Source organism: Paenibacillus sp. FSL L8-0436, assembly GCF_038593025.1.
Classification (GTDB): Bacteria; Bacillota; Bacilli; order Paenibacillales; family Paenibacillaceae; genus Paenibacillus_AQ.
The window spans coordinates 4289727-4316710 of sequence record NZ_CP151955.1 but is presented as its reverse complement, the minus strand read 5'-3'; the positions used below and the strand labels follow the sequence as shown (position 1 = coordinate 4316710).

General features: G+C 50.3%; 25 protein-coding genes. 18 read left to right on the top strand and 7 right to left on the bottom strand.

Annotated features, from left to right (window positions below):
- Positions 1-29: 29 nt before the first annotated feature.
- On the top strand, positions 30-1124 hold the full coding sequence (locus tag NSS79_RS19610; RefSeq protein WP_342435797.1) for an NADH:flavin oxidoreductase: 1095 nt from the start codon (positions 30-32) through the stop codon (positions 1122-1124).
- Between the two features lie 155 nt (positions 1125-1279).
- Positions 1280-2470 (top strand): beta-ketoacyl synthase N-terminal-like domain-containing protein, encoded by a 1191-nt coding sequence (locus NSS79_RS19605; RefSeq protein WP_342435796.1) that lies wholly within the window; start codon positions 1280-1282, stop codon positions 2468-2470.
- Positions 2471-2482: 12 nt separating this feature from the next.
- Here NSS79_RS19605 and NSS79_RS19600 read toward each other — a convergent pair whose 3' ends face one another.
- Complete coding sequence (locus NSS79_RS19600) at positions 2483-4060, bottom strand: alpha/beta fold hydrolase (RefSeq protein WP_342435795.1); 1578 nt, start codon at positions 4058-4060, stop codon at positions 2483-2485.
- 470 nt (positions 4061-4530) lie between these two features.
- On the opposite strand from NSS79_RS19600, the gene miaB reads away from it, so the two are divergent.
- The 10 genes from miaB to NSS79_RS19550 all read left to right on the top strand — a co-directional run bounded on the left by miaB (position 4531) and on the right by NSS79_RS19550 (position 16126).
- Complete coding sequence (gene miaB / locus NSS79_RS19595; protein ID WP_340897881.1) at positions 4531-6138, top strand: tRNA (N6-isopentenyl adenosine(37)-C2)-methylthiotransferase MiaB; 1608 nt, start codon at positions 4531-4533, stop codon at positions 6136-6138.
- A gap of 24 nt (positions 6139-6162) precedes the next feature.
- Entirely contained in the window at positions 6163-6615 is a 453-nt protein-coding gene (locus NSS79_RS19590) for a YlbF family regulator (protein ID WP_038600043.1), read from the top strand.
- 138 nt (positions 6616-6753) lie between these two features.
- Entirely contained in the window at positions 6754-7524 is a 771-nt protein-coding gene (locus NSS79_RS19585; RefSeq protein WP_038593164.1) for an NUDIX domain-containing protein, read from the top strand.
- Between the two features lie 22 nt (positions 7525-7546).
- On the top strand, positions 7547-8089 hold the full coding sequence (locus tag NSS79_RS19580; protein ID WP_342435794.1) for an isochorismatase family cysteine hydrolase: 543 nt from the start codon (positions 7547-7549) through the stop codon (positions 8087-8089).
- Between the two features lie 53 nt (positions 8090-8142).
- Entirely contained in the window at positions 8143-9594 is a 1452-nt protein-coding gene (locus NSS79_RS19575) for a nicotinate phosphoribosyltransferase (RefSeq protein WP_342435793.1), read from the top strand.
- Between the two features lie 318 nt (positions 9595-9912).
- Positions 9913-11142 (top strand): glycosyl hydrolase family 8, encoded by a 1230-nt coding sequence (locus NSS79_RS19570; RefSeq protein WP_342435792.1) that lies wholly within the window; start codon positions 9913-9915, stop codon positions 11140-11142.
- Positions 11143-11567: 425 nt separating this feature from the next.
- Complete coding sequence (locus NSS79_RS19565) at positions 11568-12578, top strand: 2-oxoacid:acceptor oxidoreductase family protein (RefSeq protein WP_342435791.1); 1011 nt, start codon at positions 11568-11570, stop codon at positions 12576-12578.
- A 26-nt stretch (positions 12579-12604) separates the two neighbouring features.
- Entirely contained in the window at positions 12605-14911 is a 2307-nt protein-coding gene (locus NSS79_RS19560) for a thiamine pyrophosphate-dependent enzyme (protein WP_342435790.1), read from the top strand.
- Positions 14912-15137: 226 nt separating this feature from the next.
- On the top strand, positions 15138-15740 hold the full coding sequence (locus tag NSS79_RS19555; RefSeq protein ID WP_342435789.1) for a DUF1349 domain-containing protein: 603 nt from the start codon (positions 15138-15140) through the stop codon (positions 15738-15740).
- A gap of 80 nt (positions 15741-15820) precedes the next feature.
- A complete protein-coding gene (locus tag NSS79_RS19550) occupies positions 15821-16126 on the top strand; it encodes a hypothetical protein (RefSeq protein ID WP_342435788.1) in 306 nt (101 codons plus the stop codon).
- Between the two features lie 152 nt (positions 16127-16278).
- Here NSS79_RS19550 and NSS79_RS19545 read toward each other — a convergent pair whose 3' ends face one another.
- From NSS79_RS19545 to NSS79_RS19525, 5 genes are all read right to left on the bottom strand, one after another.
- On the bottom strand, positions 16279-17097 hold the full coding sequence (locus NSS79_RS19545) for an ABC transporter permease (RefSeq protein ID WP_342435787.1): 819 nt from the start codon (positions 17095-17097) through the stop codon (positions 16279-16281).
- Entirely contained in the window at positions 17094-18113 is a 1020-nt protein-coding gene (locus NSS79_RS19540) for an ABC transporter ATP-binding protein (protein ID WP_342435786.1), read from the bottom strand. The genes NSS79_RS19545 and NSS79_RS19540 overlap by 4 nt, the downstream gene beginning before the upstream one ends.
- Positions 18114-18135: 22 nt before the next feature.
- Positions 18136-18933, bottom strand: coding sequence for an ABC transporter permease (locus tag NSS79_RS19535; RefSeq protein WP_342435785.1), 798 nt, complete (start codon positions 18931-18933; stop codon positions 18136-18138).
- Between the two features lie 31 nt (positions 18934-18964).
- A complete protein-coding gene (locus NSS79_RS19530) occupies positions 18965-19999 on the bottom strand; it encodes a DUF5937 family protein (protein ID WP_342435784.1) in 1035 nt (344 codons plus the stop codon).
- A gap of 299 nt (positions 20000-20298) precedes the next feature.
- Positions 20299-20814, bottom strand: coding sequence for a MogA/MoaB family molybdenum cofactor biosynthesis protein (locus NSS79_RS19525; protein WP_342435783.1), 516 nt, complete (start codon positions 20812-20814; stop codon positions 20299-20301).
- Positions 20815-21041: 227 nt separating this feature from the next.
- Here NSS79_RS19525 and NSS79_RS19520 point away from each other — a divergent pair, with 227 nt between their 5' ends.
- The 6 genes from NSS79_RS19520 to NSS79_RS19495 all read left to right on the top strand — a co-directional run bounded on the left by NSS79_RS19520 (position 21042) and on the right by NSS79_RS19495 (position 25545).
- A complete protein-coding gene (locus NSS79_RS19520) occupies positions 21042-22073 on the top strand; it encodes a GTP-binding protein (RefSeq protein ID WP_342435782.1) in 1032 nt (343 codons plus the stop codon).
- Positions 22074-22166: 93 nt separating this feature from the next.
- Entirely contained in the window at positions 22167-22514 is a 348-nt protein-coding gene (locus NSS79_RS19515) for a four-helix bundle copper-binding protein (RefSeq protein ID WP_342435781.1), read from the top strand.
- A 214-nt stretch (positions 22515-22728) separates the two neighbouring features.
- Positions 22729-23688, top strand: coding sequence for an ABC transporter ATP-binding protein (locus tag NSS79_RS19510; protein WP_342435780.1), 960 nt, complete (start codon positions 22729-22731; stop codon positions 23686-23688).
- Positions 23685-24395: a hypothetical protein gene (locus NSS79_RS19505; protein WP_342435779.1), complete on the top strand. Its 711-nt coding sequence runs from the start codon at positions 23685-23687 to the stop codon at positions 24393-24395. Before NSS79_RS19510 ends, NSS79_RS19505 begins: the two co-directional genes overlap by 4 nt.
- Before the next feature lie 71 nt (positions 24396-24466).
- Positions 24467-24931 carry a hypothetical protein gene (locus tag NSS79_RS19500; RefSeq protein WP_038593114.1) on the top strand — a complete coding sequence of 155 codons (465 nt, stop codon included), beginning with the start codon at positions 24467-24469 and terminating at the stop codon, positions 24929-24931.
- Positions 24928-25545, top strand: coding sequence for a class I SAM-dependent methyltransferase (locus NSS79_RS19495; protein ID WP_342435778.1), 618 nt, complete (start codon positions 24928-24930; stop codon positions 25543-25545). Before NSS79_RS19500 ends, NSS79_RS19495 begins: the two co-directional genes overlap by 4 nt.
- Positions 25546-25634: 89 nt before the next feature.
- Here NSS79_RS19495 and NSS79_RS19490 read toward each other — a convergent pair whose 3' ends face one another.
- The gene (locus NSS79_RS19490; protein ID WP_342435777.1) at positions 25635-26891 is read right to left on the bottom strand and encodes a winged helix DNA-binding domain-containing protein; all 1257 of its coding nucleotides are present in this window, start codon (positions 26889-26891) and stop codon (positions 25635-25637) included.
- Between the last annotated feature and the right edge of the window lie 93 nt (positions 26892-26984).

Sequence of the window (26984 nt, the reverse complement as noted above, 5' to 3'; positions counted from 1 at the left end):
GTAATTATATTATTAAATGGAGGTAGTATATGAATACCGATAAATTGTTTACACCTTTTCAGGTTGGAACGCTTTCACTTCAAAACCGGATCGTAATGGCGCCAATGACCCGGGCATATTCACCGAACGGGGTAGCAACCGAAGCGGTTGCCGAGTATTACCGTAAACGGACAGAGGGTGGTGTAGGCCTGATTGTAACCGAAGGCACAGCGATCAACCATCCATCAGCCGTCAGCCATCCGAACATTCCGAATATTCACGGAGAGGCTGCTTTGGCCGGCTGGACTAAGGTTGTGGAAGAAGTTCACGCCGCCGGCGGCAAAATCATTCCGCAGCTCTGGCATGTCGGCATGGCCCGCAACATTGGCGAGCTGCCGAATGCCGAAGCGCTGCCGATTGGTCCATCCGGGCTGAATTTGGCCGGCCAGCAGATTACAGAGCCGATGACGCAGCAGGAGATCGACGGTATCATCGCTGCTTTTGCCCAGGCGGCCGTAGACGCCAAGCGGATCGGTTTTGACGGCATTGAGCTGCATGGGGCACATGGTTATCTGATCGACCAGTTCTTCTGGGAGAAGACCAATCAGCGCACCGATCAATATGGCGGTGATCTTGAAGCGCGGACTACCTTTGCTGTCGAGGTTATTGATGCCTGCCGCCGTGCGGTTGGACCGGATTTCCCGATTGTGCTGCGCTTCTCGCAATGGAAGAGCGGAGATTACTCTGCCAAGCTTGCCCAAACACCGGAAGAGCTGTCCCGTTTCCTGACACCGCTCAGCAATGCCGGAGTCGATATCTTCCACTGCTCCACACGCCGCTTCTGGCTGCCGGAGTTCGAAGGCTCCGAGCTGAATCTGGCCGGCTGGACGAAGAAAATCACCGGCAAACCAACCATCACGGTAGGTTCTGTAGGTCTCAACAGCGAGTTCACCAGTGCGGTGAAGGAGGAAAATGAGGAAGATAACATCGAACGCCTGCTGGAAAAGCTGGAACAAGCGGAATTTGATCTGGTAGCGGTCGGCAGAGCGCTGATCAGTGATCCGCAGTGGCCGGCCAAAGTGCAAAGCGGCAGAATGAATGAGATCATCCCGTTTACGTCCGAGTCCACAAAGACACTGAACTGAACGGCAGCCGGCTAACTTTAGGAGGAAGGCAATTATGAGCAGAGAGGGCTTCAACCGCATGGGAGAGTTTTGGACGGAGCATCCAAAACGCGCAGGTGGGAGAAGTCCTCTTTGTGTTTTCTTTTTATTAATTATCAGGAAAAGGGTGGGGAACGATGAATAAGCGAATAGCAATTACCGGTTTTGGTGTGAAGGTTCCTAACGGAGAGAACAACAACGATTTGTTGGATCATCTGATCAGCGGCGAGTATGATTTCACGGCAAGAAATGATATTACACCGAATCAGGAGCCTTTATGGGTTGGTGAAATTCTTGGGGATTTGGGGACGCTGGAGGATAAGCAGTACCGGGTTCTGCCGAGAATCTCCAAGCTGGCCATTAGTACAAGCGCCGAAGCACTAGCGATGGCTGGACTAGATCTGACGGACCCTGGCAATAAGACGGGGGTATTCTTTGGGACCACCATGGGCGGTACAACTCCGCTGGAGGAAATGGTCCATTACGCATCTGCCGGCAAGTTCAGAGAAATGCCCGTTTACTGCTGCGGGTTGGTGCATTATCACAGTCTGGCTTCCTCCATCTCCAGCTTTTTTCATCTGACAGGAATCTCGAAGACGGTAACGACCGGCTGCACTGCCGGACTTGAAGCGCTGGAGGACGCCATGCTGTATCTGCAAAGTGGAAAGATAAACACGGCGATTGTAGGTGCAGCGGATAGCAGCAACAATAAAGTGACGGTGTACGGGTTCGGGAAGATAAGAGCGCTGCCATTCAATCAAGACATCAGGAATTCCGGATCGCCCTTCAACAAAAAAAGCAAAGGCTTCATACTGTCGGAGGGGGCTGCCAGCCTGATTCTGGAAACCGAAGAACATGCGCTTAGCCGCAATGCAACTATTTATGGGTATATAGATGCCGTGTCTACGAATAATGACGCTGAATCGGTGAATGGCCAGGACAAAACCGGAAGGAATATGAAGCAGGCGGTAAATGATGTGCTGGGCAACAGAAGACCTGACTATTTTAACAGCCAGGCCTTGGGTTACGACGCGAATGATAGAATCGAGGATATAGTCTCCAGGGATATCTTTCAGCATGAAGTACCGCTGACCTCGATCAAAGGGCTGATCGGCCATCCGTTCAGCGTTAGCGGCCTGGCACAGATTATTGCCTCCTTGCTCGGCTTTCAGCATCATTTTATTCCCGGAACCATCCGGACAGATCAACATGGCTATGAGCATCTTCCATTAATCACAAAGACTCTCCCGAAAGCCACATCCGAAGTACTGATTACAAGCCATGGATACGGAGGCAACAATGCCTGTGTCTATTTAACGAAGCAATGATGATTTAACAATTTACATACTTTTGGTCTGCTGCAGTTGTTCCGCCTTGAGCCGCCATTTCTTCGCTTCATGCTTTTGATGATTTTGTTCATACAGGTTAGCAATTTGTTCGTAGGCATCGAACTCTTCCGCATTAAATAAAAGTACATATTTTAAAAACGCTATAGCCGCAGTGAACTTGCCTTGAGACGCGAGATAATCTGATTGCTGCTGGGCAAGTGTAACCAGTTGAATCTCCATTTTGACTCTCAGGTGCAGGTTCCATTCCTGGTTTAGATTTCTGAATAGGTCAGGCTGGATCTGCGCAAAAACAGAATGAATCAGTGGTTCCTTCAGTTCAGGATTAGTTTCCTTATTAGCCCGGTTAATCTCCGCCAGCAGAGTCAGCACATCGGAGTCCACAGCAGTCTGCAGGGAAATTTGCTGTTTATCGCTGTAGATCAGCTTCGTGACCTCATTGTTCAGCAGCTGCTTCAGATGGGTAAGGCATACCCGAAGCTGACCTCTGGCTTTGACAAGGTCCATATCCCGCCATAATTCTTCACAGAGCCGGTCTCTGGTGACAACGGGATTCAGCAGCAAATAAATCAGCAAATCCTTGGCGCTTCTCCTTCCCCAGCCACTAATAATCGGAATATCATCTACGGCAACCGTAAATCTGTTGAGTAAATTGATCTTCAATTGTATGGATGGGGCGTTACCGGCCGGATTATTGTTAACCATGTCCAGAAATTCGGAATGCAAATTCAACAGCAAAGGGTCCAAAGGAGCCCTGTTTATCCACTTACTCTTCAGAAAGACTTCAATTTGTTTAAAGGTTTCCTCCGGCTGGTCATAAAAAACCATGTTGGATGCATTGTATAAGGTCATAAACCGGCAATTCGGATTGGCGTATGCAATCAGGCTGGACAGATAGGGAGGATACATCGGGTCCTGTTCCCCAGTCAACATTAATGTCGGATGAGTATGCTGTTTGAACAGATCCATAATCTCGTTATGTGCATAAGCAAAGAAATCCAGCAGTTCCAGATAAACGTCAAAGGTGACTTTGGCAAAAGCACTGTACAGCGCTTCCGTTTCAGCGCTATGGCGCGGATAAAGGGTCGCGTTAGGAATCACGTGGTCTGCAAGCGCCAGCATGGATTGATAAGTCATCAGCTTTTTGCGGTAGTCCTTATATTTATTGGCTGTCCCCGACGAATTGAACAAGGGAAGCGACAAAAGAACAGTGCTTCTTACTCGATCCGGATACGCTTTGGCAAAATACAGGGCGATAATGCTCCCTGCCCCATGGGCGATGATATGGAAGGTTTGAATCTGGAGATCATCCAGCAGCATTCGCAAATTTTCGACAAATAATGCGGCCAGTTTATCAAGGGTAGTCTTGGAGCTTCCGCTTAATCCATGACCCCGGAGATCATATCTTACAATATGGTAGTTGTCAGTCATATATGGAACCATAAAGTCCCAGCTTCTCAGATCAAATCCCAGACCATGGATAAGTACCAAGGTTTCTGTGCGGTCACTGGTGTTTTTTGCCGTGTTGTATTCATAGTGGATATCGATGTCATCCCTTGAAATATAAGCCATTACTGTACCCCTCTACGTTGCGTTATATAATGATTATATCTGAAAAATATATAATATTTTATCGTAATATGTGGTTTTTTGTAGAAATGTGTAACGTATGTGTAGCGGTGCTTTGCTAAACTTGGAATAAGCAATACTTTTCAGGGGAGATGATGTGCAGCTATGAAGATGTTTTACTGTATTTGCGTCAAGGATTCCAAGTTCGATTTGGTCTATTTACGGATGTATATCCGCAGATAATAAATGTACGAAATAATTATTATAGACGAACCTTCTTACTTATTAAAGTAGGAGGGTTTATTAGTATGTAGAATTCTAATTGTATCAGGGGATTTAATTTATTCTACCAGATTGCCTTTTAAAATTGTTAAACTTGGATTGCATTTTATCCTTATGCTATAATTTTTTATTAGCAAGAATAAAATTCTAGAGTTTATTTTACAAAGCTTCAATATAAAGGACGTGGAATAATGACAATGGGGAATAACTCACCGGACTTAAAATTCGGCAAGGGTGGTTCGAAAGATTACTCGAAGTATTTTGATTTTTCTGATGCCAAAGTCATCAGTGAAGAAGAAGGCAAAACTACGTATAGAATCAAAGGACGTACCGTACAGATCAATTCCAACCCGGACTACAAAGAGGGCAAGCGCAGGGGCAAGCAGGAAATAGAAGTTATCAACTTTGAAGATACCGATACAAATCAGGCCATGGAGCAGTTCCGGGAGATAAACCGCCACAAACAGCATTATTATTTCATCGCCACCTACGGCTGCCAGATGAACGAGCATGATACGGAAACGATGAAAGGTATGCTGGAGCAAATGGGTTATCTCGCTGCCGAAGACCGCAATGAGGCTGATATTATTCTGCTGAATACTTGTGCGATCCGCGAGAATGCCGAAGATAAGGTGTTCGGGGAGCTGGGCCATCTCAAGACGCTGAAGCTCGAGAAGCCGGGTCTGCTGCTTGGGGTCTGTGGCTGCATGTCACAGGAGGAAGGCGTGGTTAACCGCATCATGTCCAAATACGGCTTCGTTGACATGATCTTTGGCACGCACAATATCCACCGGCTGCCGCAGCTTGTTAAGGAAGCGGTTTATAGCAAGGAGCTTGTAGTGGAAGTCTGGTCCAAGGAAGGCGACATCATCGAGAACCTGCCGAAGAAACGGGAGGGGATGCGTGCCTGGGTGAATATCATGTACGGCTGTGATAAGTTCTGTACCTACTGCATCGTACCGTTTACGCGGGGCAAGGAGCGCAGCCGCCGTCCGGAGGATGTCATCGCCGAGGTTCGGGACTTGGCCCGTCAGGGCTTTAAGGAAGTAACTCTGCTGGGGCAGAATGTGAATGCATACGGCAAGGATTTTACGGATTTGGATTATACATTCGGGGACCTCATGGACGATATGCGCAAGATCGACATTCCGCGCATCCGCTTCATGACTTCGCATCCCCGCGATTTTGACGATAGATTGATTGAAGTACTGGGAAAAGGCGGAAATCTCGCAGAGCATATTCACCTGCCGGTACAGTCCGGAAGTACTGCTGTTCTGAAGAAAATGAGCCGTAAATACACACGCGAGGCTTACCTGGAGCTTGTCCGCAAGATTAAGGCCAGTGTGCCTGCTGCCGTGCTGACGACGGATATCATCGTGGGATTCCCCGGTGAAACCGAGGACCAATTCGAAGAAACACTGTCGCTGGTGCGTGAAGTAGGATATGATATGGCTTATACCTTCATTTATTCACCGCGCGAGGGTACGCCTGCGGCCGCGATGGAGGATAATGTACCCGCCGAGGTGAAGAGCGAGCGCCTGCAGCGGCTGAATGACCTCATTAAAGAGCAGAGCCGGATCAGCAATGACCGGATGCTGGGCGAACTGGTCGAGGTGCTGGTGGAAGGGGAGAGCAAGAATAACGCTCAAGTGCTTTCAGGCCGTTCCAGCGCCAACAAACTGGTGCATTTTGAAGGTTCGAAGGATCTCATCGGCAGTTTGGTGCAAGTCAGAATTACCGATACGAAAACATGGTACATTAAAGGGGATTGCGTGGCGGAAGCCGCGGCTGTCCTCTAATTATAGAGGAATGGAGCGATGTCAGTGAGCCAGGAAGAACCGCGTTTGAACGAATACGGCATGCCGACCTACAATACCCGCGATCTGATCGTGCGCGAGGATATTATGGGCAAAGCCAAGGAGCTCGCTTCACTCATTTCGACAAGTGAAGAGGTGCAGCATTTCCAGCAGGCCGAGCAAAAGATTCTGAATCATGAACGGGTGCAGGGACTGATCGCCACGATCAAGAAGAAGCAGAAGGAGATTGTGGCCTTTGAGAGCTTCAAGAATAAAGAGATGGTGGCCAAGATTGAGCGTGAAATTGAAGTGCTGCAGGATGAAATTGACGGCATACCGGTCGTGAACGAATTTCAGCAGAGCCAGAGCGATATTAACTATCTGCTGCAGCTCGTTATTTCTGTAATCCGAGACACCGTATCGGAAAAAATCAATGTGGAAGCCGGCACTGAAGCGCCTCCGTCCACATGCGGTGATTAAATAAATTTCGGGGGGCGGATGCAGATCCGTCCCTTTTTTCAGGTAGGACATCATAATTAATTGATTTTAGAAGTTCAGGTTTGGTACATTAAAAGATACGAACAGTTAAATTAAAGCTGCAGCAAAGGATGATCTAGAGTGAGCGAGAACGCGGAACAAAACTATAACGCCAAAAAGTACCGTACACCGGACGGAGTTCCGGCCGATATTGTCATGTTTACCCTGACCAAACGGGAACGGAAGACGGTCACGAAGACGCTTCCGCTGCGCGAACTGAAAGTCATGCTGATCCGTCGGAAGAAATGGCCTTGCGAGGGCATGTGGGCCTTGCCGGGTGGCTTCTGCCAGGAAGATGAATCTATATATGATGCAGCCACACGTGAACTGAAGGAAGAAACCGGTGTGGACGGCGGACATTTGGAATACCTTGGTGTCTACAGTACACCGGGCCGGGATCCGCGCGGCTGGATTATCAGCCACGCCTTTTTCGCACTTGTGGAGGAGTGGATGCTGGAGCAGAGACAAGCCTCCGATGACGCGGGTGAGGTAGGGCTGTTTACGCTGCAGGAAGCGCTTGAAGAGCTGGAGCTGGCTTTTGACCACCGTGATATTATTAACGACGCCTATCTGCGGATTCAGCAGCAAATGCTGCAGACGACGATAGCCAGACAGTTTTTACCGCGGCATTTTACGCTGAGCGAGTTATATCAGGTCATTCAGACCGTAGTGCCGGAATTTAAAGAACCGAACTTTATCCGCAAAATTACGTCAACCCGCAGCCGGCAGGGTATATTAAAAGAAGTGAGCGATGAAGCAGGCAATCCGCTCAGCTCCAACCAATACTCCCAGCGCCCTGCCCAGCTCTATATGTTTACGGACCACGAGCCATTATTATCAATTTATACTTAAAGCAGATTAAGGAGGTCACTAGATGAAGGCATTGATCGTGATCGATTTCACCAATGATTTTATTGACGGCAGCCTGCCTGTTGGACAGCCCGGCATAGACATTGCGTCCAGAGTGAACCAGTTGACAGAGCAATTTGTGAAGAGTGGCGATTTCGTGGTGATGGCGGTAGATTTACATGAAGCCAATGATCCTTATCATCCGGAGAGCAAACTGTTTCCAGAGCATAATCTGCGCGGCAGCCGGGGGCGTGAGCTGTATGGGGAGCTGCATAACATATATGAAGCGAACCAGAAAGATATCTATTGGATGGACAAAACCCGTTACAGCGCCTTTAGCGGCACGGATTTGGAGCTGAAACTGCGTGAACGCGGGATTGCCGAACTTCATCTGATAGGGGTATGTACAGATATTTGTGTGCTGCATACTGCAGTGGATGCATATAACAAAGGTTTTGAAATCATCATACACGAAGACGCTGTGGCGAGCTTTAATGCCGATGGGCACGTCTGGGCGCTGGGCCATTTCCGGGGCAGCCTTGGAGCAAAAGTAGTTACCGCAAAATAGAGAGAACTATAGCACCTGCAGATGCAGCAGTGAAGATACTAGGAGATGAGGATTTGAGGAGAGAGCTTGCTCTACATACGGACAAATATCAGATTAATATGATGTACGCCCACTGGGTGAATGGAAGCCATAAACGTAAGGCTGTATTCGAAGCCTATTTCCGCAAGCTTCCCTTCGGGAACGGCTTCGCTGTGTTCGCGGGCCTGGAGCGAATCGCTCAGTACATCAGTGAATTGCGTTTCACTGAGGAAGACATCCGTTACTTGTCTGAGCAGGAGGAGAATTATGCACCTGCTTTTCTGGAGGAGCTGCTGCAGTTTCATTTCCAGGGCAGCATTCATTCCATGAAGGAAGGAGCGCTTGTCTTTCCCGATGAGCCGCTGATCCGTGTGGAAGGTACGATCATGGAGGCTCAGCTTGTGGAGACAGCCATCCTGAACTTCATGAACTATCAGACGCTGATCGCCACCAAAGCTTCCCGTATCAAGCAGGTGGCGCCGGATGATATTCTGCTGGAGTTTGGCACGCGGCGTGCTCAGGAAGCCGACGCAGCGGTGTGGGGAGCACGTGCAGCTTATATCGGCGGCTTCCATGCCACCTCCAATATGCTGGCCGGCAAAATGTTCGGCATACCCACGAAGGGCACACATGCCCATTCCTGGGTGCAGAGCTTCCCCAGCGAACAGGAGGCGTTTGATGCTTATGCCAAGGTGCTGCCGGATGGTGTTACGCTGCTGGTGGATACATTTGACACGCTGCGCAGCGGTGTGCCGCATGCGATTAACACCGCGAAGAAGCTGGAGGCAGAGGGTAAACGTATGAACGGCATCCGGCTCGACAGCGGAGACTTGGCCTATTTGTCACGCCAGGCACGCAAGATGCTCGATGAAGCCGGACTGCAGTATGTCAAGATCGTCGCTTCCAATGATCTCGATGAGAACACGATCATGAACTTGAAGTCACAGGGAGCTGCCATAGATACCTGGGGTGTGGGAACACAGCTGATTACGGCATCCGATCAGCCTTCCCTCGGCGGAGTGTACAAGCTGGTGGAGATTGAGTCCCCTTCCGGTGAAATGGTACCGACGATCAAAATCTCCTCCAACCCCGAAAAAGTATCTACGCCAGGCAAGAAGGAAGTGTTCCGGATTGTCGGCACCAATGGCAAGGCGCTGGCTGATTATATCAGCTTCCCTGAAGAAACTGGCCCGCGCAGCGGTGCCCGGCTGAAACTGTTTAATCCGCTGCATCCGTATATGAAGAAGCATGTGGACCGTTACGAAGCGCTGCCGATGCTGGAGCCAATCTACGTCAATGGTTTCCAGGTTTATAAATTACCGGAGCTGGATGAGATCCGCCGCTACCATCAGGAGCAGCTCGACCTGTTCTGGCCTGAATATCTGCGCAAACTCAATCCTGAAGTGTACCGCGTGAATCTCAGCGAGCAGGTGTGGGACCGCAAGCAGCAGCTGATCGCTGAGCATATGCAGCAGGATATCGAGTAGAAGAGGCTTTTTAAATAGAATGTGATGGACGGGCTGTCCCCTGCAGGCAACTGCGATGGGGGCAGCTTTTTGATTTCAGTATGCAAGACACGATACTGATTGACAGAAAATAACAGGGATTATATATTAAAGATGTTCTTACTTTCATGACGAATTCAGGAAACTGAATTATCTATTTTGTCATGAAAGTTAAAACGATTTAACTTTCATTGCTGCTGTCGGAAAGTTTCATTGATCCATTTGAGAGGGGGGAGCTCTGGTTTCGCCGGTTTATTTTCGCAATTGATTCTTATTCTACTATTGAGGAGTGAATCATTTATGAAAAGACGAGGCAAGCATAAACTTGGCTGGAATAGCTTCTTGTTACTCTGTCTGGCGCTACTTATCCTGCCGGCTGGTTCCGCATTTGCTGCTGTAAACAAACCTTTCCCTCAGCATACGACTTATACGAGCGGTACAATCAAGCCTAACCATGTCACACAGACAAGTATGGACAACTCGGTAAAAACAAAATGGAATGCCTGGAAAGCGGCTTATCTGAAACCGGCAGGCACAGGAAAATATTACGTAAAATATAATTCGGCTGGCGAAACCGTTTCCGAAGCCCATGGCTACGGTATGCTGTTCACGGTACTTATGGGTGGTTATGACAGCAACGCACAGACTTATTTTGACGGACTGTATAATTATTACACCGAACATCCCAGCTCTCTTAATCCTTACCTGATGTCGTGGAAGCAGAACAGCAGCTTTGAGAATATCGAGGGGGAAGATTCTGCTACGGACGGTGATATGGATATCGCCTACTCGCTCCTGCTCGCAGACAAACAGTGGGGCAGCGGCGGCACAGTTAACTATCTGCAGGCAGCCAATCATATTATTAATGCAATTATGGACGATGAAATCAATCAGACGCAGTGGACCATCCGTCTCGGCGATTGGGCGAACAGCGGCTCTTACAATACCGCTACCCGGCCATCGGACTTTATGCTGAGTCATTTAAAGACATTTCAAGCAGCAACCGGAGATACCCGCTGGAAAAATGTTGCAGATAAAACCTATACGATCATCAACAGCCTGTATACAGGCTATAGCTCTACCACCGGTTTGCTGCCCGACTTCGTGGTCTACTCTGGAGGGGTATACAAACCGGCGCCAGCCAACTTCCTTGAGGATGCCAACGACGGGCACTATAACTATAATTCCTGTCGTACCCCATGGCGGATTACAACTGATTACCTGATCTCGGGAGACAACCGAGCCTTGTCCCAGCTTAACCAGCTCAACAGCTGGATCAAGACTAAAGTCAGCAATACGCCGGGCAATATTAAGGATGGCTACAAGCTAAGTGGGACTACCTTCGGAAGCTACAACAGCGGTGCTTTTTATGCTCCGTTCGGTGTAAGTGCCATGACCTCTTCGGCTAACCAGAGCTGGCTGAATTCACTTTGGAGCCATACGGCAGGCAGCGCAGCGGAAGATTACTACGAAGACAGCATCAAGCTGTTCTCGATGATTGTGATGTCGGGTAACTGGTGGACTTACTAAACCTTTGAGGATTAGAGCAATCCTGGCCCATCACCGGATGGGCTTTTGTAATTTTCAGACCCGTTTTTCGCTGGGAAGAGTATGCTACCTGTGATTTTTATCATGTTTAATGTGATAAATTTAACATCTTAATTTTTAATTTTATTGCTAAATTAAGGGTGACCTTGTATCCACAAAAACCTTGGGAAACACGGATTTTTCACACAATTTTCATATATTGTTGCTTGTATGGCAGATTACCTTCTATTAAAGTAACGCCACCCTGTCGCGTATAAAGAAATCAACTAAAATCCATAAATAAATGTGATTCCCAAAGCGTGGAAAATGCAAGATATGTCACTTCGCGACTTGCAAATTCAAGTTACAATCGTTGAAAAAGTCAAAAGGATGTTATTCTACTTGACACTAAGGAAGGGGTTATGTCGGTGGTACAATTACCAAAATTGAACGATCTCGGTTTCTTTGAGATTCGTCTGGAGTCCATTGGAGGGCTGGGAGCGAATCTGGCCGGTAAGATGCTCGCGGAAGCGGGCGTGGTGGGCGCAGGTCTGAACGGCGTCAGTTTTTCGTCTTACGGCTCGGAGAAGAAGGGGTCAGCAGTAAAGGCCCATATCCGTTTCTGTGATTTGGACACACATATCCGCGATACTTCGCCGGTTGAGCGTCCACACGTCGTTGGGGTTTTCCATGAAGCACTGGCCAAAACCGTCAATGTGACCAGCGGCATTTATGAGCACAGTACCGTTCTTGTGAATTCGGCCAAGACGCCGGAGGAGCTGAAAGAGCTGCTCAAGATGAAGGCAGGCACGATCGCGGTGATCGATGCGACAAGCATTGCCCTGAAAGAAAAGAACCGGGTCAATATGGCGATGCTGGGTGCGTTGTTCCGGCTTTGTCCTTTCCTGGATACCGAAACCATGAAGGGCGTAATTGAGAAATCTCTTGGCAAAAAATATCCGCAAGCAGTACAATCGGCGATTACCACCTTTGAACGGGGCTTCAATGAAGTGAAGTTTATGGATTTTGAGCTGCCGGAGGGCGACAGCATGCCGGAATATGTACGTTCCGACATTTCAGCGCTGGGCTATGAGACCCAGCCGATGGGCGGTACCATCATTAACCCGGGCAGCAGCTTCCTCAAGAATCTGAGTATTTCCCGTTCCGGAATGATTCCTGCATATGAGAATGAATCCTGCATCCACTGTGCACAGTGCGATACCGTTTGCCCCGATCAGTGTTTTGTCTGGGAAGAACGGCTCGACCGTAAAGGCCGCTCGCAAATGTTCCTGCTGGGCATTGACTATCAATATTGCAAGGGCTGCCTGAAATGTGTAGGCGCCTGTCCGACCTCTGCGCTGTCCATTCTGCGTGAGAAGGAAGGTTATGCGGACAGTCATACGGTGCACCATCAATTCGATCTTATACCGCAGTCTTAATCTTCTGAAGAAAGGTGGAATGAACAGTGGCTATTGATTATGAAAAAGAAGTAGGTTCCGCCAAGGTGGAACAGAAATTCCTGTATGAATCAGGAAATGAAATGGCGGCATATGCCGCACATCAGATTAATTACCATGTCATGGGTTATTTCCCGATCTCCCCGTCGACGGAGGTTGCCCAGTTCCTTGATACGATGAAAGCAAGCGGACAGCATGATATTATGCTGGTTCCTTCGGACGGCGAGCACAGCTCGGCAGGGATTTGTTATGGTGCTTCTACAGCAGGCGGACGTGTATTCAACGCGACCAGTGCTCAAGGCTATATGTTCATGCTGGAGCAATTGCCTGTACAAGCCGGTACGCGGATGCCTATGGTCATGAACCTGGTCTGCCGCTCCATTTCCGGTCCGCTGAATATTCATGGCGACCATTCGGATTTGTATTTTGCCCTGAACACCGGCTGGCCGATCCTGATGTGCCGTGATCCGCAGTCCGTCTACGACATGAACCTGATGGCACTGAAGCTGGCAGAGCATGCCAAGGTCCGTCTTCCGGTTATGGTTGCTTCTGACGGTTATTTCACCTCCCACCAGAAACGCCGTGTGCAGGCTTTCGCCCACCGCGAGGATGTTCAGAAGTTCGTAGGCGAACAGCCGCCAACCGGTTTTACCGATACGTTGGACCGCAACAATCCGGTTACGGTAGGCCCTTATATGAATGAACCGGATTATATCAACAACCGTTACCAGCAATCGGTAGCGATGTACAATGCCGGTGAAGTGTTCGAGGAAATCGCCCAGGAATTTGCTGAGCTGACCGGACGCCATTACCCTATGATTGAGGAATACCGGATGGAGGATGCCGACGTAGCGGTATTCCTGATGAACTCCGCTTCCGAAATTATCAAGGACGTGGTAGATCAGCTTCGCCTGCAAGGCATCAAAGCCGGTGCGATCTCGCCGAATATGATTCGTCCTTTCCCGCAGAAGCAAATTGCCGAAGCGTTGAAGAATGTTAAAGCGATCACTGTCGGGGACCGCGCTGACTCTGTTGGCGGACACGGCGGCAATATGGTCAACGAAATTAAGGCGGCCCTGTTCACTTACGGCAACACCACTACCAAGGTAATCAGCCGCATTTATGGGCTGGGCGGTAAGGATTTCTTTGCTGAAGATGGACATCATTTCTTCCAGCTCGCCATGGACGCTGTGGTCGCGGATCGCGTAGAAGTGCCGTTCGATTATTATGGACATAATCCTGGTGAAGCGGAAAAAGCTCCGAAACGTTTGCTGAAACCGATGAATTTCGAGTCGCTCAAGACCGGCCTGATTACGGTGAAGCAGGATGAAGTGACCGGCAAGCTGAGTGTGAAGGTGCCTCCGGTCCGTAGCCTGATGAAGAAGCCTAGACGGTTGTCACCGGGTCATGGTGCTTGTCCGGGCTGCGGTATTTTCTCGGGCCTGGAGCTGTTCTTCAAAGGGATTGAAGGAGATATCGTAGCGCTCTACCACACGGGCTGCGCAATGGTAACCACAACAGGTTATCCGTACTCCTCCCACAAATCGACGTTTATCCATAACCTCTTCCAGAACGGTGCAGCTACGCTGTCCGGTGTCGTGGAAATGTTCTGGGAACGCAAACGCCGCGGCGAGCTGGATGGACTGGGCCTGCAAGAGGACTTTACCTTTGTCATGGTTACCGGCGATGGCGGGATGGATATCGGTATGGGACCGGCCATCGGTGCAGCGCTGCGCGGCCACAAGATGATCATCGTGGAGTACGATAACGAAGGTTATATGAATACAGGCGCACAGCAATCGTATTCTACACCGCTCGGACACCGTACTTCGACATCCAGCATCGGGAAAACCCAGCAGGGCAAAGTAACACAGCATAAAGACACTGCGCAAATTATGGCGGCTACGAACATTCCTTATGTGTTCACCGGTTGTGAGGCTTACCCGCAGGATCTGCTGAAGAAAGCAGCCAAAGCACAATGGTATGCTCAGAATGAAGGTCTGGTCTATGGCAAGATTCTGATTGCCTGCCCGCTGAACTGGATGTCCGAAGACAAGGATGGAACCGACATCGTATCCCTGGCTGTCGAGTCTTGTTTCTTCCCGCTCTACGAAGTAGAGCAAGGAGCGACGAACATTACGTATAATCCGGAAGACAAGAATAAACGGGTGGAGGTCTCCGCATGGCTGAAGACGATGGGCAAAACCCGCCATCTGCTGAAGCCTGAGAACGAGCCTGCGCTGCGCAGCTTCGAGAACGAAGTACAACGCCGCTGGAACCGTCTGAAAGCGAAACATGAGCATCCAGATTTGTAAAAGATCGAGTCAACCTGTAAGCCGTTATATATATTATTTTTCACTATATAAAAGAAATTTAAGCACAAAGCCCGGCGGATTCTTCTGCCGGGTTTATTTGCACAGAATCTAACTTACAGCATTTATAAGCTTCATCCAACCGCAATGTTAGGTTATATTGTTGTTATGGTAATTTGTGCCTAGCAAATTAATGGCTGATGTGAAAGCGGAAAGTGGAGGTGCCTAAATGGTAAAGACGAACAACTGGCAGGATGGGATATGGACCAATGAACCGAAGAGCTATACAGTACAGGGCGATCAATTGATTGTCGAAGCAGTAGAGGGCAGCGATTATTGGCAAAAAACGATGTATGAATTTCAGCATGACAACGGGCATGCACTGCTGGCTCCATGGAAGGAGGGAGAAGCTGTTGAGATCAGCTTTTCATTGCAGGACATCACGGAACTATACGATCAGGCGGGAATTATGCTGTGGCATAGCCCTACAGTCTGGATTAAAGCAGGCATAGAGATGAATGATGGCGTGCCTCATGCCGGTGCAGTTGTAACTGACGGATACTCCGACTGGTCGTTGTCTCCCGTGGCAGAATGGGCCGGAGAGACCGTAACTTTCCGCGCTTCGCGCATGAAGGATGCAGTCATCATCAGAGCCAGAACGCAGTCGCATCCCTGGCGGACCCTGCGGGTCGCCCGTTTTCCTTATGAGTCCGGTGTACAAGCGGGACCCTTCGTCTGTGCTCCTACAAGAGCGGGATTAAAGGTTGTCTTCACACGCTGGATAACCACGGATCCCGATAAGGATGTACATACGGATCCCCCGCTGCTCTAATCCTGCTGCATATTTTTTGAACTCCCAGCCATCCTATAGTTAACAGGATCTAACAATACTTGGCTTAGGAGGTTTCGGATATGAAGCGCTATATTGCGGGATGGCTTGCTGCTGTTTGGACTGTAGGGAGTATGCTGACAGGCTCTAACCAGCCTTCACAACAGGATGCAGTTCAATCATTCACCATCCGGGCAGAGCTAAGAGGCAATATTCCGGATGTATATGGAGCGGTCGCACCAGGAGAAACGTCTGTGACAGAATCAGAAACGGGCAACAAAGCCGGAATTCCAATTGTGTACACCTCGATGAATAAAGAAAGGGGCAAATATTCTAAAAAGGTAAAAGCGTTCTTTAACGGACTTTGGGGACATATGGGTGCCCATTGAATCTGTGATGAAATGCAATAAACCTCAAACTGAGGAAGATCCCGCAACGCATAGAAACAGGCCAGCCCGATTCCCGGCTGGCCTGTTTTTATCTGTATTTCTTGTGGTTAAGGTGAGCTAAATCCTTATCCACGTGTAATGCTGCGATAGTATCAAAATAAAGTCCAGTTGCCTTTCATTCTGGCATGTCTTTCTGCCCGGTGCAGCGTGTAGCGGGTGCAGCCGATCAGCGCGAGGCTGCCGATAATCAGGATGACGAGCGACCACCACCAGCCTGTGCCGATGTCGTTATATAGTGCCCCGCGCACCAGAATCAAGCTGTAGGTGACCGGGAACAGTGCAGATAAGCCTGTAGCCCAGGCCGGAAAGACCGCAGGCGGTATGCGCACGCCCCCGAACAGCTGCATCGGTGCCTGGAAGATATAGTACAGAAACGAAGATTCCCTGGAGAACAAGGATACCGCGCAGAGTAAGGCTCCCCAGACTATGGCCGCTGCCAGCGTTACCAGAAGGACCATCAGCAGCGCGAGCCAGTTTACAGAGGACATATCCGCTACAAAGATGAAGGTGAGCAGTGAAAAGGAGGCGAACATCCAGATGCCGTGAAGCAGAGAATACAGAGAACGCCCGTACAGAAAACCCATCTTCGAGGACGGGGTCAGGAAGACGGTCTCCACCGTTCCGCCTTTGCGCTCCAATTCGAACAGCCATGCCGACTCTACCGCTGTCCAGAACAGCTGAAAGACCAGATAACCGCTCAGTAAAAAAAGGGGGATTCTGCCGTCAGGGATAACCTGCGAGAGCATGGAGCCCTCTCCGCTGCGATAAGGCTTCATCGAATAATAGGAAGTCAAAAAGGCGAGCGCCGGCCAAAACAGCAGGGAGAAAAACACAGTCCGGCCCTTCGTACGGTTCTGGTGCTGCTTGCGCAGCTCGGCTGCAACCGTCAACCATAAACCGCCGGGCCTCATGACACCCGTCCTTCCGAGAGCAAAATGATCGCATCCTCCAGATTGGGCTTGTCGCAGGAAAAACCGGTGATCACCAGACCGTTTGCTGCGGTCCAGGGCAGCAGCTCCGTAATCAGCCTGTCGGCGGAAGGGGTCTGCACGGAGATGCGGTAGAAGGCATCGCTCCCAAATGAGGATTCATCGCTTCGGCAGCTGCCCGCAAGCTCTGCCGGATGGCCCAGCTGGCCCAGATGCTCCAGCAGCTGCGGGCGCATGGCTTCATCCCAACCGATGACATCGAGATGGGCGGTCTGCGATCCGGCAACCTGCCGGACAATCGCCTCCGGCTTGTCGCACAGGAGCAGCTCGCCGCGATTCAGTACATACACCCGGTCACAGAGCTCTTCAACCTCCTGCAAATAATGGCTGGTCAGGAGGATGCCTTTGCCTTGCTCTTTGGCAAGCTGCCGCACAGTGCCCCGCAGCTGCCTGGCAATAGGCGCATCCAGCCCGAGTGTCGGCTCATCGAGAAATAAATATTGCGGGTCATTGATTAGACCGCGGGCAATCTGCAGGCGCTGCTTCATTCCTTTGGAATATTGCTCCACAGGCTGGTCTGCGGCTTCAGTCAGGCCGACTTCAGCAAGCAGTCGATCACATTCCACACGAATTTTGGAAGCACTGAGACCGTATAATTTGCCGAAATATTGCAGGTTTTCTCTTCCTGTGAGTCTCCAGTAGAGCATCCGTTCTCCACCGGCAATCATGTTGACCTTCTGCTGCACGTCACGCCGGTTTCCGGCCAAAGAGACGCCGTCAATCTGAATATCCCCTGAGGTGGGATCAAGCAGGGTGGATAACATACGGATGGTTGTCGTTTTGCCAGCACCATTCAGGCCCAGCAATCCGACAATTTCCCCTTTATCAATGTTCAACGACAGGTTTTTAACGGCAGTCACTCTCTTTAGCTCGGAGCGGAATAAGCCGGTTCTGTTCCTCGTTTCGTACGTTTTGGTAACCTCATTCATTTGAATCATTTGCTATTCACTCCTTCATTGGCTAAAATCGCTCAAACATTCCACGCTCCACGCGCCGGTTGCACCATAAGCCTACTGCGATGTAAAGGAGCGACAGCAGCAGGACCAGGGGAACATCACGCAGTCCAACTTCCTCCCCGGTGAGCAGACTGCTGCGCAGAAGCTCAAGTGCAGAGGTCAGCGGAAAAATCTCGGCTGCCTGCTGCAGATAACCGGGCAAATATTGCCGCGGGAACTGAAATCCGCAGAGCAGCGTAGTTACCGCGAAAAAAGTGTTTTGTACGATGTATGTATCTCTTGTGTACAGCATGATGCTTCCCAGCACCAGAGCTATCGCATAGCAGGACAGCAAGAAAAGCAGTCCGCTGGTCAATACCGACAGCAGATGAGGGGTGGGGAGCCGAAGGCCTGCCAGATATCCGAACAACAGGATCGTGACCAGTTCAAAACCGCTGCGGTACAGCTGCTGGGCGGCGTTGCCCAGAAAATATCCGTTCCGTCTGGAGGGGGAGAGCAGCAGCGCTTCCAGTGTTCCTTCCCGCCATTCTGTCATCAGCGCACGGGAGACATTCATGATCATGCTGGTGGAGAAAATGCTTAGTGCCCCTCCGATGATTACATAGGCCAGGTAGTTGCTGCTGCCTGCAAAAACAGAGAATTGCGCATCCAGTTCGCCCCGGATCAAATAGTAATACGAGAAATAAGAAATTAGGACAAGATAGCCTCCTTCAATAATATGACCGAAGGTAAAAGTCCAGGGGTAAGCTCTCAAATTGGATCTCTGGTTCCTGACTGCGGTTGCGATTGCGGTTTGCCACACAAAGAAACAACTCCTTTTTCAGTAATCGGCGTTATTGTTCGAAAAACTGCCTTTGCAAGTTGATCAGACTGTCAAAGGCTTCCTTGTTGCAGAAGTAGAACAAGTAATTGCCTTTCCGCTCGGAACCCGCCAGTCCGGCCTCAACCAGTTGCTTCAACTGCTTCGATACAGCCGCTTCTGAGATGCCGAGAAGCGGGGCCAGTTGTTTCGTGCAATGCGGAGCCTGCCACAGCAGCTTTAGAATTCGCAGGCGGCTTCCATCACCGAGCGCCTTCAACTGGCGCAGCAGATCCTCCGGAGGTGCTTCGCTGTAAGGCAGGCCGGGGATATCCACGGCCAGCGGAAGGGTCAGTGTATCCTCACTCCAGTCCATTAGCAGATGCGGGTGGATGAAGGTTGAAGGCAATACATACACCTGCTGCAGACGATCATAGGGGAAATAGTAGGTGACTGCCTTCTGGGCGGTAAAGGTTCCGCTCCCGGCATGCAGGCGCGGGTGAAGCGAATTCAGTGCCTTTTCGGCCGAGCGGACTACATCTGCCTGAAATTGTGCGGCGGCTGTGCCGATCCACGGGGCGATGTAATCCCATTCCTTGCGGAAATACTCCCTCTCGTAGGTTTCCAGCACAGCAAGCAGCAGGTGGCGGACGTCTTTCAGATTCTTCAGCAGATACAGCCCGGCTTCATCCGGCTGTTCTCCGTGAGGGTTTGCTAACTTACCCTGCTGCCATTCAAGAATCGTTCCAAGCGAGACCTTGCTGTTCAGCAAAAGGTGCATAAATTCTGCATCGGGCAGACTCTTGAGCAGTGCGATGCCTTCTGAGCATGTCAAGGAGGAGCCGGGACGTACTGGTGTCATCAGGGACAGCCATCCGTCCGATATCCGCCCGATAGTCTGAATCTCCCCGCACAACGAGTGCGGCATTTGCGCTGTAAGTTCCCTGGCCCAATGCAGCCGTTTCGGATGATGCTGAGGCTGATGCAGCACATGCAGACTGCATAGCAGTTCATGATACGGACTGATGACGGTTTTGATCTTGCGTTGCAAGGTTAAGAGTGAGCTCATCTCGTTCCTTTCCGATTAACCATCTGGTTAATCAAAAACCACTTTCGCGTAAAGTGTTCAATAGTATAAATTTCACAGCCCCGGTTGTCAACGGATTTTTCCACAGCCAAAAAAGGCGAAAGAACACCGCGTGAATACCGTGCACGCATTTGATCTTTCGCCTTTGAGGGCAGCATTATTATGATTTGGAAGATCTGTTATCGCTTCTTGCCGCGCTTGGAGCCGGAGATAGTGCACATCTCATCTCTGACAGAGTAAGTGTAAATATGGGCACTCCATTACTCTGTCCTATATTCCAGTTACGGCTGTTTATATATTTCACGCATGACATGTCGCAGCTCGGGAATAATCAGCCGTTCCATGGCCAGCTTAATTGCACCGGTGGAACCGGGCATGGAGAAGATAGCCTTGTTGCCGATCGTCCCGGCTATAGCCCGGCTGAGGATCGCAGCGGAGCCGATATCTTCCGTGAAGCTCAGCAGCCGGAAAATCTCCCCGAAGCCCGGCAGCGACTTGTCAAGCAGGGAAGCAACGGCTTCGTAGGTGGTATCCCGCGGTGAAATCCCTGTCCCCCCGGTCAGCAGTACAGCTTCGATGCCGGAGTGCACAGAGCTTTTGTAGACCAGCTCGCGGATATCTTCGTAATCGTCCTTGACGATGTCGCGGCCTGTGACTACAAATCCAGCCTCTTTAAGCATAGATTCTATCAGGGCGCCTCCGGTGTCGGTCTCCAAGGTACGCGTGTCCGAGACCGTAATAATATGGCAGGCCACCGTTTGGGGCGCTTCACGCCGGTGTTCCTCTACAGATGACATGCAGACCAACTCCTTCATCATTCATTATGGCTGCCAGCTGCCCAACGAGACGGCATGGGCTCAGCCTAATCCTTCTTTACCCCATATTAGGGGAAGGATTAGTCAAAGACAAGCTGCGGCCTTGACAGAAGTCGAAATCCCCCGCTCGACTTCGGCCTCCTTGCGTGCATATGGGTACTTGTAGTACACTCGCTACCATAACGGAATTTTGTTGGGAGAGATGAAACTTGGAACAGGCATTGCCAGTTTACATATTGTCAGGATTTCTGGGGAGCGGCAAGACGACTCTGCTGCAAAGGCTGCTGGATCACTGGAAGACACAGGGACTCAGACCGGCAGTTATCATGAACGAGCTTGGCGAGGTGAACCTCGACGGGCTGCTGGTCGAACAATCCGTACCGATGGCAGAAATGCTGGGTGGCTGCATCTGCTGCACAAGCCGCGGTGATCTCAGTACGGAACTGACTACGCTGGTGAAGAAAGAATCACCCGATGTTGTTATCATTGAAGCGACAGGTGCGGCGAACCCGCTGGAAATCGTAGATGCCGTTACCGAAACCTCGCTGTATCAGCTCGTGGAGCTTAAAGGGCTGATTACCGTTGTGGATACCGCACATTTGCTGGAGCTGTACCGGTCCCAGCAGGGCGCTACCTACAGGCTGATGCAGGAGCAGATCCGCTGCGCATCCGTGCTGATACTGAACAAAACCGACCGCGTAACCACAGAGGAAGCGGAAGAGATATCCGCTGTGCTGCGCAAATGGAACGCCTACGCCCAGATCATGCCTGCGGTGCGCTGTGAATTGGATCCGGAAGTGCTGCTTGGCAGCGTCGGCGGAGTTCATGCGGAGGCCCGTCCAGAGGAGGATGCAGAGGATGAAGCAGCCGGTCCGGCGGTCGGCGGTTTGAGTACGGAGAATGGGGGAGAATCCCATCATACCCATGACCATGTAATGGCATATACCCATTATTTTAAACGTGCGGTGAACAGTGAGGAGTTCGAGCAGTTCGTTAAGGAGCTTCCACGGGATGTTTACCGGGCTAAGGGGATCGTAACTTTTAATGACACTGCGAGCCGTTTTCTGTTCCAATATGCCTACAGGGAAGCCGATTTCATGAAAATAACTCCTCAGGGCGAAGTCCCTGATGTTGCTGTATTTATCGGTGAGCACTTCTCATCAAGCGAGCTGCGCAGCAGGCTGCTTCAGCTGGAGAAACGTACATTAATCCGGCCGGGTACAGTGAAGAGGAGCCTTTAATCAAGCTTCCTTTGACAGGGGAATTGGTTCGTTCCTTTTCTTGCAGGTTAATAGATAGGCATACCCTATAATAATTGCAGGAGGTTTTAGGCTATGACCCGAATTCAATATCAGGAGTGCATTGACGCTTGTATAAAATGTATGAACGCCTGTAACTACAGCTATGTCTCAAGCCTGAAAGAATATGATCTAGCATCACTTCGGGAGAGCATCCGGCTTGACCGGGAATGCGCGGATATTTGTTCTTTCGCCGTTCAGGCAATGACCCGCCAAAGTCCATTTGTAGCGGAAATCCTTCGCTTATGTGCTGAAATCTGCGAACGTTGTGCCGGCGAGAGCAGCAGACATGAGCATACTCATTGCCAGGAATGCATCGATTCCTGCCGCAATGCGGCATTAGCTTGCCGTCTAATCAGTGATGTCGTTGAGGTATACGCATAAATTTAAAATTGCTGTTTTGCAGCAAACTATACAAGACCAGACCAACGCAGTAATTATACTGAGGGTTCTGGTTTTTTTGTATAGAATGGATCCTCAATCTGTTCTTTCTCAAAGGAATTCAGTGCAGTCCCGGCGAATTATAGAGTGGAAGAACCAGTTGTCCATTAGATGCGCTAAGCAAGCTTGGCTTCTGGCTAAGGGGGAAGACAGCCGAATGGCGTTTCGAAGTATTAGTGAACACCGATTGACGGACCGCAGCGGCCCTTTGATTGAACTTACCCGGGCTACCAAGGTTTATGGAGGACGCCCGGTTTTACGTGAAGTCTCACTTATGGTGGAAAGTGGAACGGCTCTGGCTTTGATCGGACGTAACGGTTCCGGCAAAAGTACGCTGCTCTCCATTTTAGCTGGACTTACCCAGCTATCTTCCGGGACAATCCAACGCAGCAAGGGGACGATTTCGATTGGTTATGCACCCGAGGCTTTCCCGGGTCTTAAATTTTCTGCTGAACAGTACTTACGCAGTATGGGCCGGATCGGCGGGATCCCGGAGGCAGGACTGAAAGAGCGCATAACAGCGCTGCTGGAGGCTTTTCATCTGGAGCAGTTCCGGACGTATCCCATGACCAGCTTTTCTAAAGGAATGCTGCAAAAGGTGAATCTGATTCAAAGTCTGCTTCCAAAGCCGGAATTGCTGCTGCTTGACGAGCCTATGTCCGGCCTGGATCTTCCGGCACAGCATACGCTGATTGAACTTCTTCAAGAGTTGAAGCAAGGCGGTACAGCGATGGTATTCTCCGTTCATGAGCCGCTTTGTGTGGAAACCCTTGCCGATGGCGTACATGTGCTTCAAGCAGGCCAAACAGTCATGAAGCTATCAGAAACAGCGAGTCTGCATGATAAGCCTTCCACATACATAATGTGCACAGCTATTGCTCCTCAACAAAAATCGGCTTTGGCGGAGATGCCGTGGTTGATCTCTATAGTAGCGGTTCGGGATGAGTACGGGATGGAATGTTCCGGTTTAACTGTGGAAAGGGAATGGACAGATCAATGTCTCAGGGTTGTGCTTGATGCGGGAGGATCGGTGATTTCTGTAGAACGGCGCCGCGGCTTATCAGGGCTTATGCAATGGATGGACCCGAAGACTGTCCAGGAGGAACAACCTTTATGAGATCGCTAATCGCGTATTTTCTCCGCAGTTATACCTTTTCCCAGCGGTATTTCGCTCCCGTTGCCGGAACTCTGATCGCTGTGCTGATTCTCTACTCCTATAAGCCTAACCCGGTGATGAACAGCTATGCGGCGTCGGCAGTGATGTTGTTCGTCGGTTGTGCCTGGCTGGGACTGAGCTTTCTGAATCATGAGCAGGCGGTGCAGCGGCAGGTAGCTGTGGTTCATCTGCGAAGTGCGGTTAAGCACAGCATCGGGGCAATGCTGACAATGGGTGTGCTTACTCTGCTGCTCAGCTTCGTGATTGTGCTCTATCCTATATTTACGGGGAATTTTAGCGATCCTGTGGGAGGGTACCGTTTATTTCTTGCTTTAGCCGGACATGCGCTGCTCGGGTTCCTGGGAATTGCAATCTCGCTCTATTTGCAGTCCTCCTGGGTTTCCAAAAACAGCTATGCTGCGGGATCAATGCTGATCATCATCACGCTGTCTATAGGGGGTACCAAACTGCAGGAGCTTGTCCCGGGTCCTGTCATGCCTATCCTGCTGCCGCCGGTGTCACCGGTTATGGATGCTTTGATGAACGCGGATGATTTGCCTGCTTCATCACTGCTGGGTTCCTTCGCCCACGCGCTGGCCTACATTTCCGTGCTGACCGGCTTTTATTTGTACCGCACCAGACGAATGGATGTTAACAAAAACCTGTGAGAAACAGACTTGGCGTGAAGCCATTAGAATTCATTTTCTGAAAAAATGAAGAGAGAGAAACGGGAGGAAAGATGAAGGATACACAAATACCGGAGAGTGAACAATCCAAAGAGCTATTTGCTTATTTCGGGCTGGCAGTCTATTATTGTCAGGCTCTGGAGCAGCAGTTGACCAATCTGCTGCTGCTTACGAAGCTGTCTCAGGGGAAGACACCTACTGAAGCGGATCTCGCAGATCTGTATCAGCGCAAACTCAGCAATTCACTCGGCCAGCTCATCAAAGAAATCCAGCATCATTTTCCATTCTCGGAAGAGGAGACGGTGCAGCTGCAAGCAGTCTGGAAGCAGCGCAATCATATCGTCCATGACTATTTCAAGGAGCGTATTCAGGAGACCTTCACTCCGGCCGGCAGGGCCCACATGATCCGTGAGCTGAAGCGTTTCAAGAACAAGGCCAGAAGATTGGAAATCAAGCTGCAGGGCTACTGCACGGAGATGTACACGAAATTGGGACTTGAAGAGGAGGATTTAATGTGAACGAAGTTTATAAGCAAATTCCACTATACAGATACCTTAGTTTCTGTAATGAAAGTGATCTCGAGCGTACTGTGCTGGATTGCGGAGCAGGTGGAGACAGTCCTCCACTTGGCTTATTCGCCCAGTATGGGTATGTGGCCAGCGGCATAGATTGTAATCCTGAGCAAATAGATATAGCTCAGACCTGGGCTGCAGAGAAGGGATATGAACTGGGTATACAGCAAGGGGATATGCGGCAGCTTGCCTTTGAAGATGAGTCATTCAGCTTCGTTTACTCCTATAATTCTATCTTTCATATGAGGAAATTGGAGGTCGCCCAATCCATAGAAGAGATGAAGAGAGTGCTGAAGCCTGGCGGGATCATGTTTGTTAACTTTTTGACGGTGAATGATTTCCGCTGCGGTGAAGGAGGCGATCTTGGACAGAACCAATACGAGCAGTTTGACGATGATTTGCCGGTGATCCACTCTTACTATACCGCTACAGAACCGGATGAATTGTTCAGCGGGATGAAGTTGCTGTATAAGGAAGACAGGGTGCTGGAGCGAATATATGACGGTCAACTGATCACCCAGGGTTTTGTAGATTATATCGTGCAGAAACCGCTTCGCTAACATGCATACATAGAAGGGCAAAGAGACTCTCCCAGATAGCAGAAATGCTGTCCATAGGAGAGTTCTTTTGTGTTTAATCAGGAGCTGTGCTACAGAATTGCTGTCTCCAGTGCTTCAAGTCCACATGCCTTGACTACCTCCGGGGCAAATTGGATAGCGGATGCTCCTGTGCAGCGTGCTAGGGAGGACAAAGCCTGCCGCAGTGCGGGAACCATCTCTGCAGTAAGCATCTCTTCAGGCTCCCACCACCAGCGGGTAATGGTAAGGATGCCGCTTTTTCTGTTCATGACCGGCTCAAACCGGCCGATAAAACGGTCACCGTACAGGAGCGGAAGCACGTAGTAACCATATTCCCGTTCCACCACAGGTTTGTATACCTCCCAGCGGTAATGAAATCCGAACAGCTGCCGGATCAATTCTCTGTCCCACAACAGATTGTCCAAGGGAGCCAGAGCAGTGGCGAAGCTTCCCGGAGAAAATCTGCTTCCGGGATCTTCTGCCTCTTCCCCCAGCTGCAGCACAGCTTCAAGCTCGGGCGCATCCATTGTCCGCATGTAAAGCGGCAGCTTAATACCCTCCACCTGCACCTCGCGCAGGCTGTCATTCTGCAGCAGACGCTGCACTGCCGCGGTCCGCTCTTTGCTCTTCAGACCGGATATGCCAAGCCATCCGTCACCTGATTTATTCCACTGGAGTCCGATGCTTCCAATGCGCCGCAGCACGTACCAGTCATGGTATTGTTCAGTCGTGGGATTGGGATCGGCTGCTGCAATAACCTGCTCCGGCAGCAGTCGTGACGTGAAATCGTAGTAGCGGCGGGTGTGCACACGGTGATGAATAGACACTTCACCCCGGAAGTACATGGTTTCCAGAGCTGCCCGTGACAATCTGGCAGGGGCCCAGGCCCAGTTAATCTTTTCTTTGCCTTCCAGGTCCAGAGAAGAGAGGGGGCCGCGCTGACTCAGCGCATCACGGACTTGCAGCACCGTTGCTTCCAAAGGTTCATTTCCCTGGTGATGCCCGGAGGCTGCTTCCCTCAGCCGCTGGAAGCAGGGCCAGTCCTCCGTGCAATAGATCGACATGTTCTTGTCCCAGCCGTCGATCAGCAGCCTGTCCTGGTACAGAAGCTCATTGGCTTGAGCGGGAATAAAGCCGGGAATCCGTGCCTGAAGCACAAGCTCATGATTATGCCCGGCAATATTCAGCGGATCATATTGAATACAGCCTACATGGCGAACGAATTCATAAATACCTGTCTTGCCGCCAGGAAGACCACCGGCGATCAGCCCCTGATGCTGCAGCAAAAAAAGTCTGGCCTGCTTCTTGCTTATGTTGTAGGTAATCATTATCGATCACTCCGATCATATGTATTAGTTTCCATTATATAGAACAAACGTTCTGTACACAAATACAATTTAGCAGGACTAAGGGAAGTATAG

Coding starts and splice junctions, on each gene's coding strand:
- NSS79_RS19525 (WP_342435783.1), bottom strand. CDS start 20,814: ATGTCATCTGTAGAGGAACACCGGCGTGAAGCGCCCCAAACGGTGGCC.
- NSS79_RS19600 (WP_342435795.1), bottom strand. CDS start 4,060: ATGGCTTATATTTCAAGGGATGACATCGATATCCACTATGAATACAAC.
- NSS79_RS19515 (WP_342435781.1), top strand. CDS start 22,167: ATGACCCGAATTCAATATCAGGAGTGCATTGACGCTTGTATAAAATGT.
- NSS79_RS19530 (WP_342435784.1), bottom strand. CDS start 19,999: ATGAGCTCACTCTTAACCTTGCAACGCAAGATCAAAACCGTCATCAGT.
- NSS79_RS19610 (WP_342435797.1), top strand. CDS start 30: ATGAATACCGATAAATTGTTTACACCTTTTCAGGTTGGAACGCTTTCA.
- NSS79_RS19505 (WP_342435779.1), top strand. CDS start 23,685: ATGAGATCGCTAATCGCGTATTTTCTCCGCAGTTATACCTTTTCCCAG.
- miaB (WP_340897881.1), top strand. CDS start 4,531: ATGACAATGGGGAATAACTCACCGGACTTAAAATTCGGCAAGGGTGGT.
- NSS79_RS19490 (WP_342435777.1), bottom strand. CDS start 26,891: ATGATTACCTACAACATAAGCAAGAAGCAGGCCAGACTTTTTTTGCTG.
- NSS79_RS19500 (WP_038593114.1), top strand. CDS start 24,467: ATGAAGGATACACAAATACCGGAGAGTGAACAATCCAAAGAGCTATTT.
- NSS79_RS19510 (WP_342435780.1), top strand. CDS start 22,729: ATGGCGTTTCGAAGTATTAGTGAACACCGATTGACGGACCGCAGCGGC.
- NSS79_RS19580 (WP_342435794.1), top strand. CDS start 7,547: ATGAAGGCATTGATCGTGATCGATTTCACCAATGATTTTATTGACGGC.
- NSS79_RS19555 (WP_342435789.1), top strand. CDS start 15,138: ATGGTAAAGACGAACAACTGGCAGGATGGGATATGGACCAATGAACCG.
- NSS79_RS19545 (WP_342435787.1), bottom strand. CDS start 17,097: ATGAGGCCCGGCGGTTTATGGTTGACGGTTGCAGCCGAGCTGCGCAAG.
- NSS79_RS19550 (WP_342435788.1), top strand. CDS start 15,821: ATGAAGCGCTATATTGCGGGATGGCTTGCTGCTGTTTGGACTGTAGGG.
- NSS79_RS19540 (WP_342435786.1), bottom strand. CDS start 18,113: ATGATTCAAATGAATGAGGTTACCAAAACGTACGAAACGAGGAACAGA.
- NSS79_RS19605 (WP_342435796.1), top strand. CDS start 1,280: ATGAATAAGCGAATAGCAATTACCGGTTTTGGTGTGAAGGTTCCTAAC.
- NSS79_RS19570 (WP_342435792.1), top strand. CDS start 9,913: ATGAAAAGACGAGGCAAGCATAAACTTGGCTGGAATAGCTTCTTGTTA.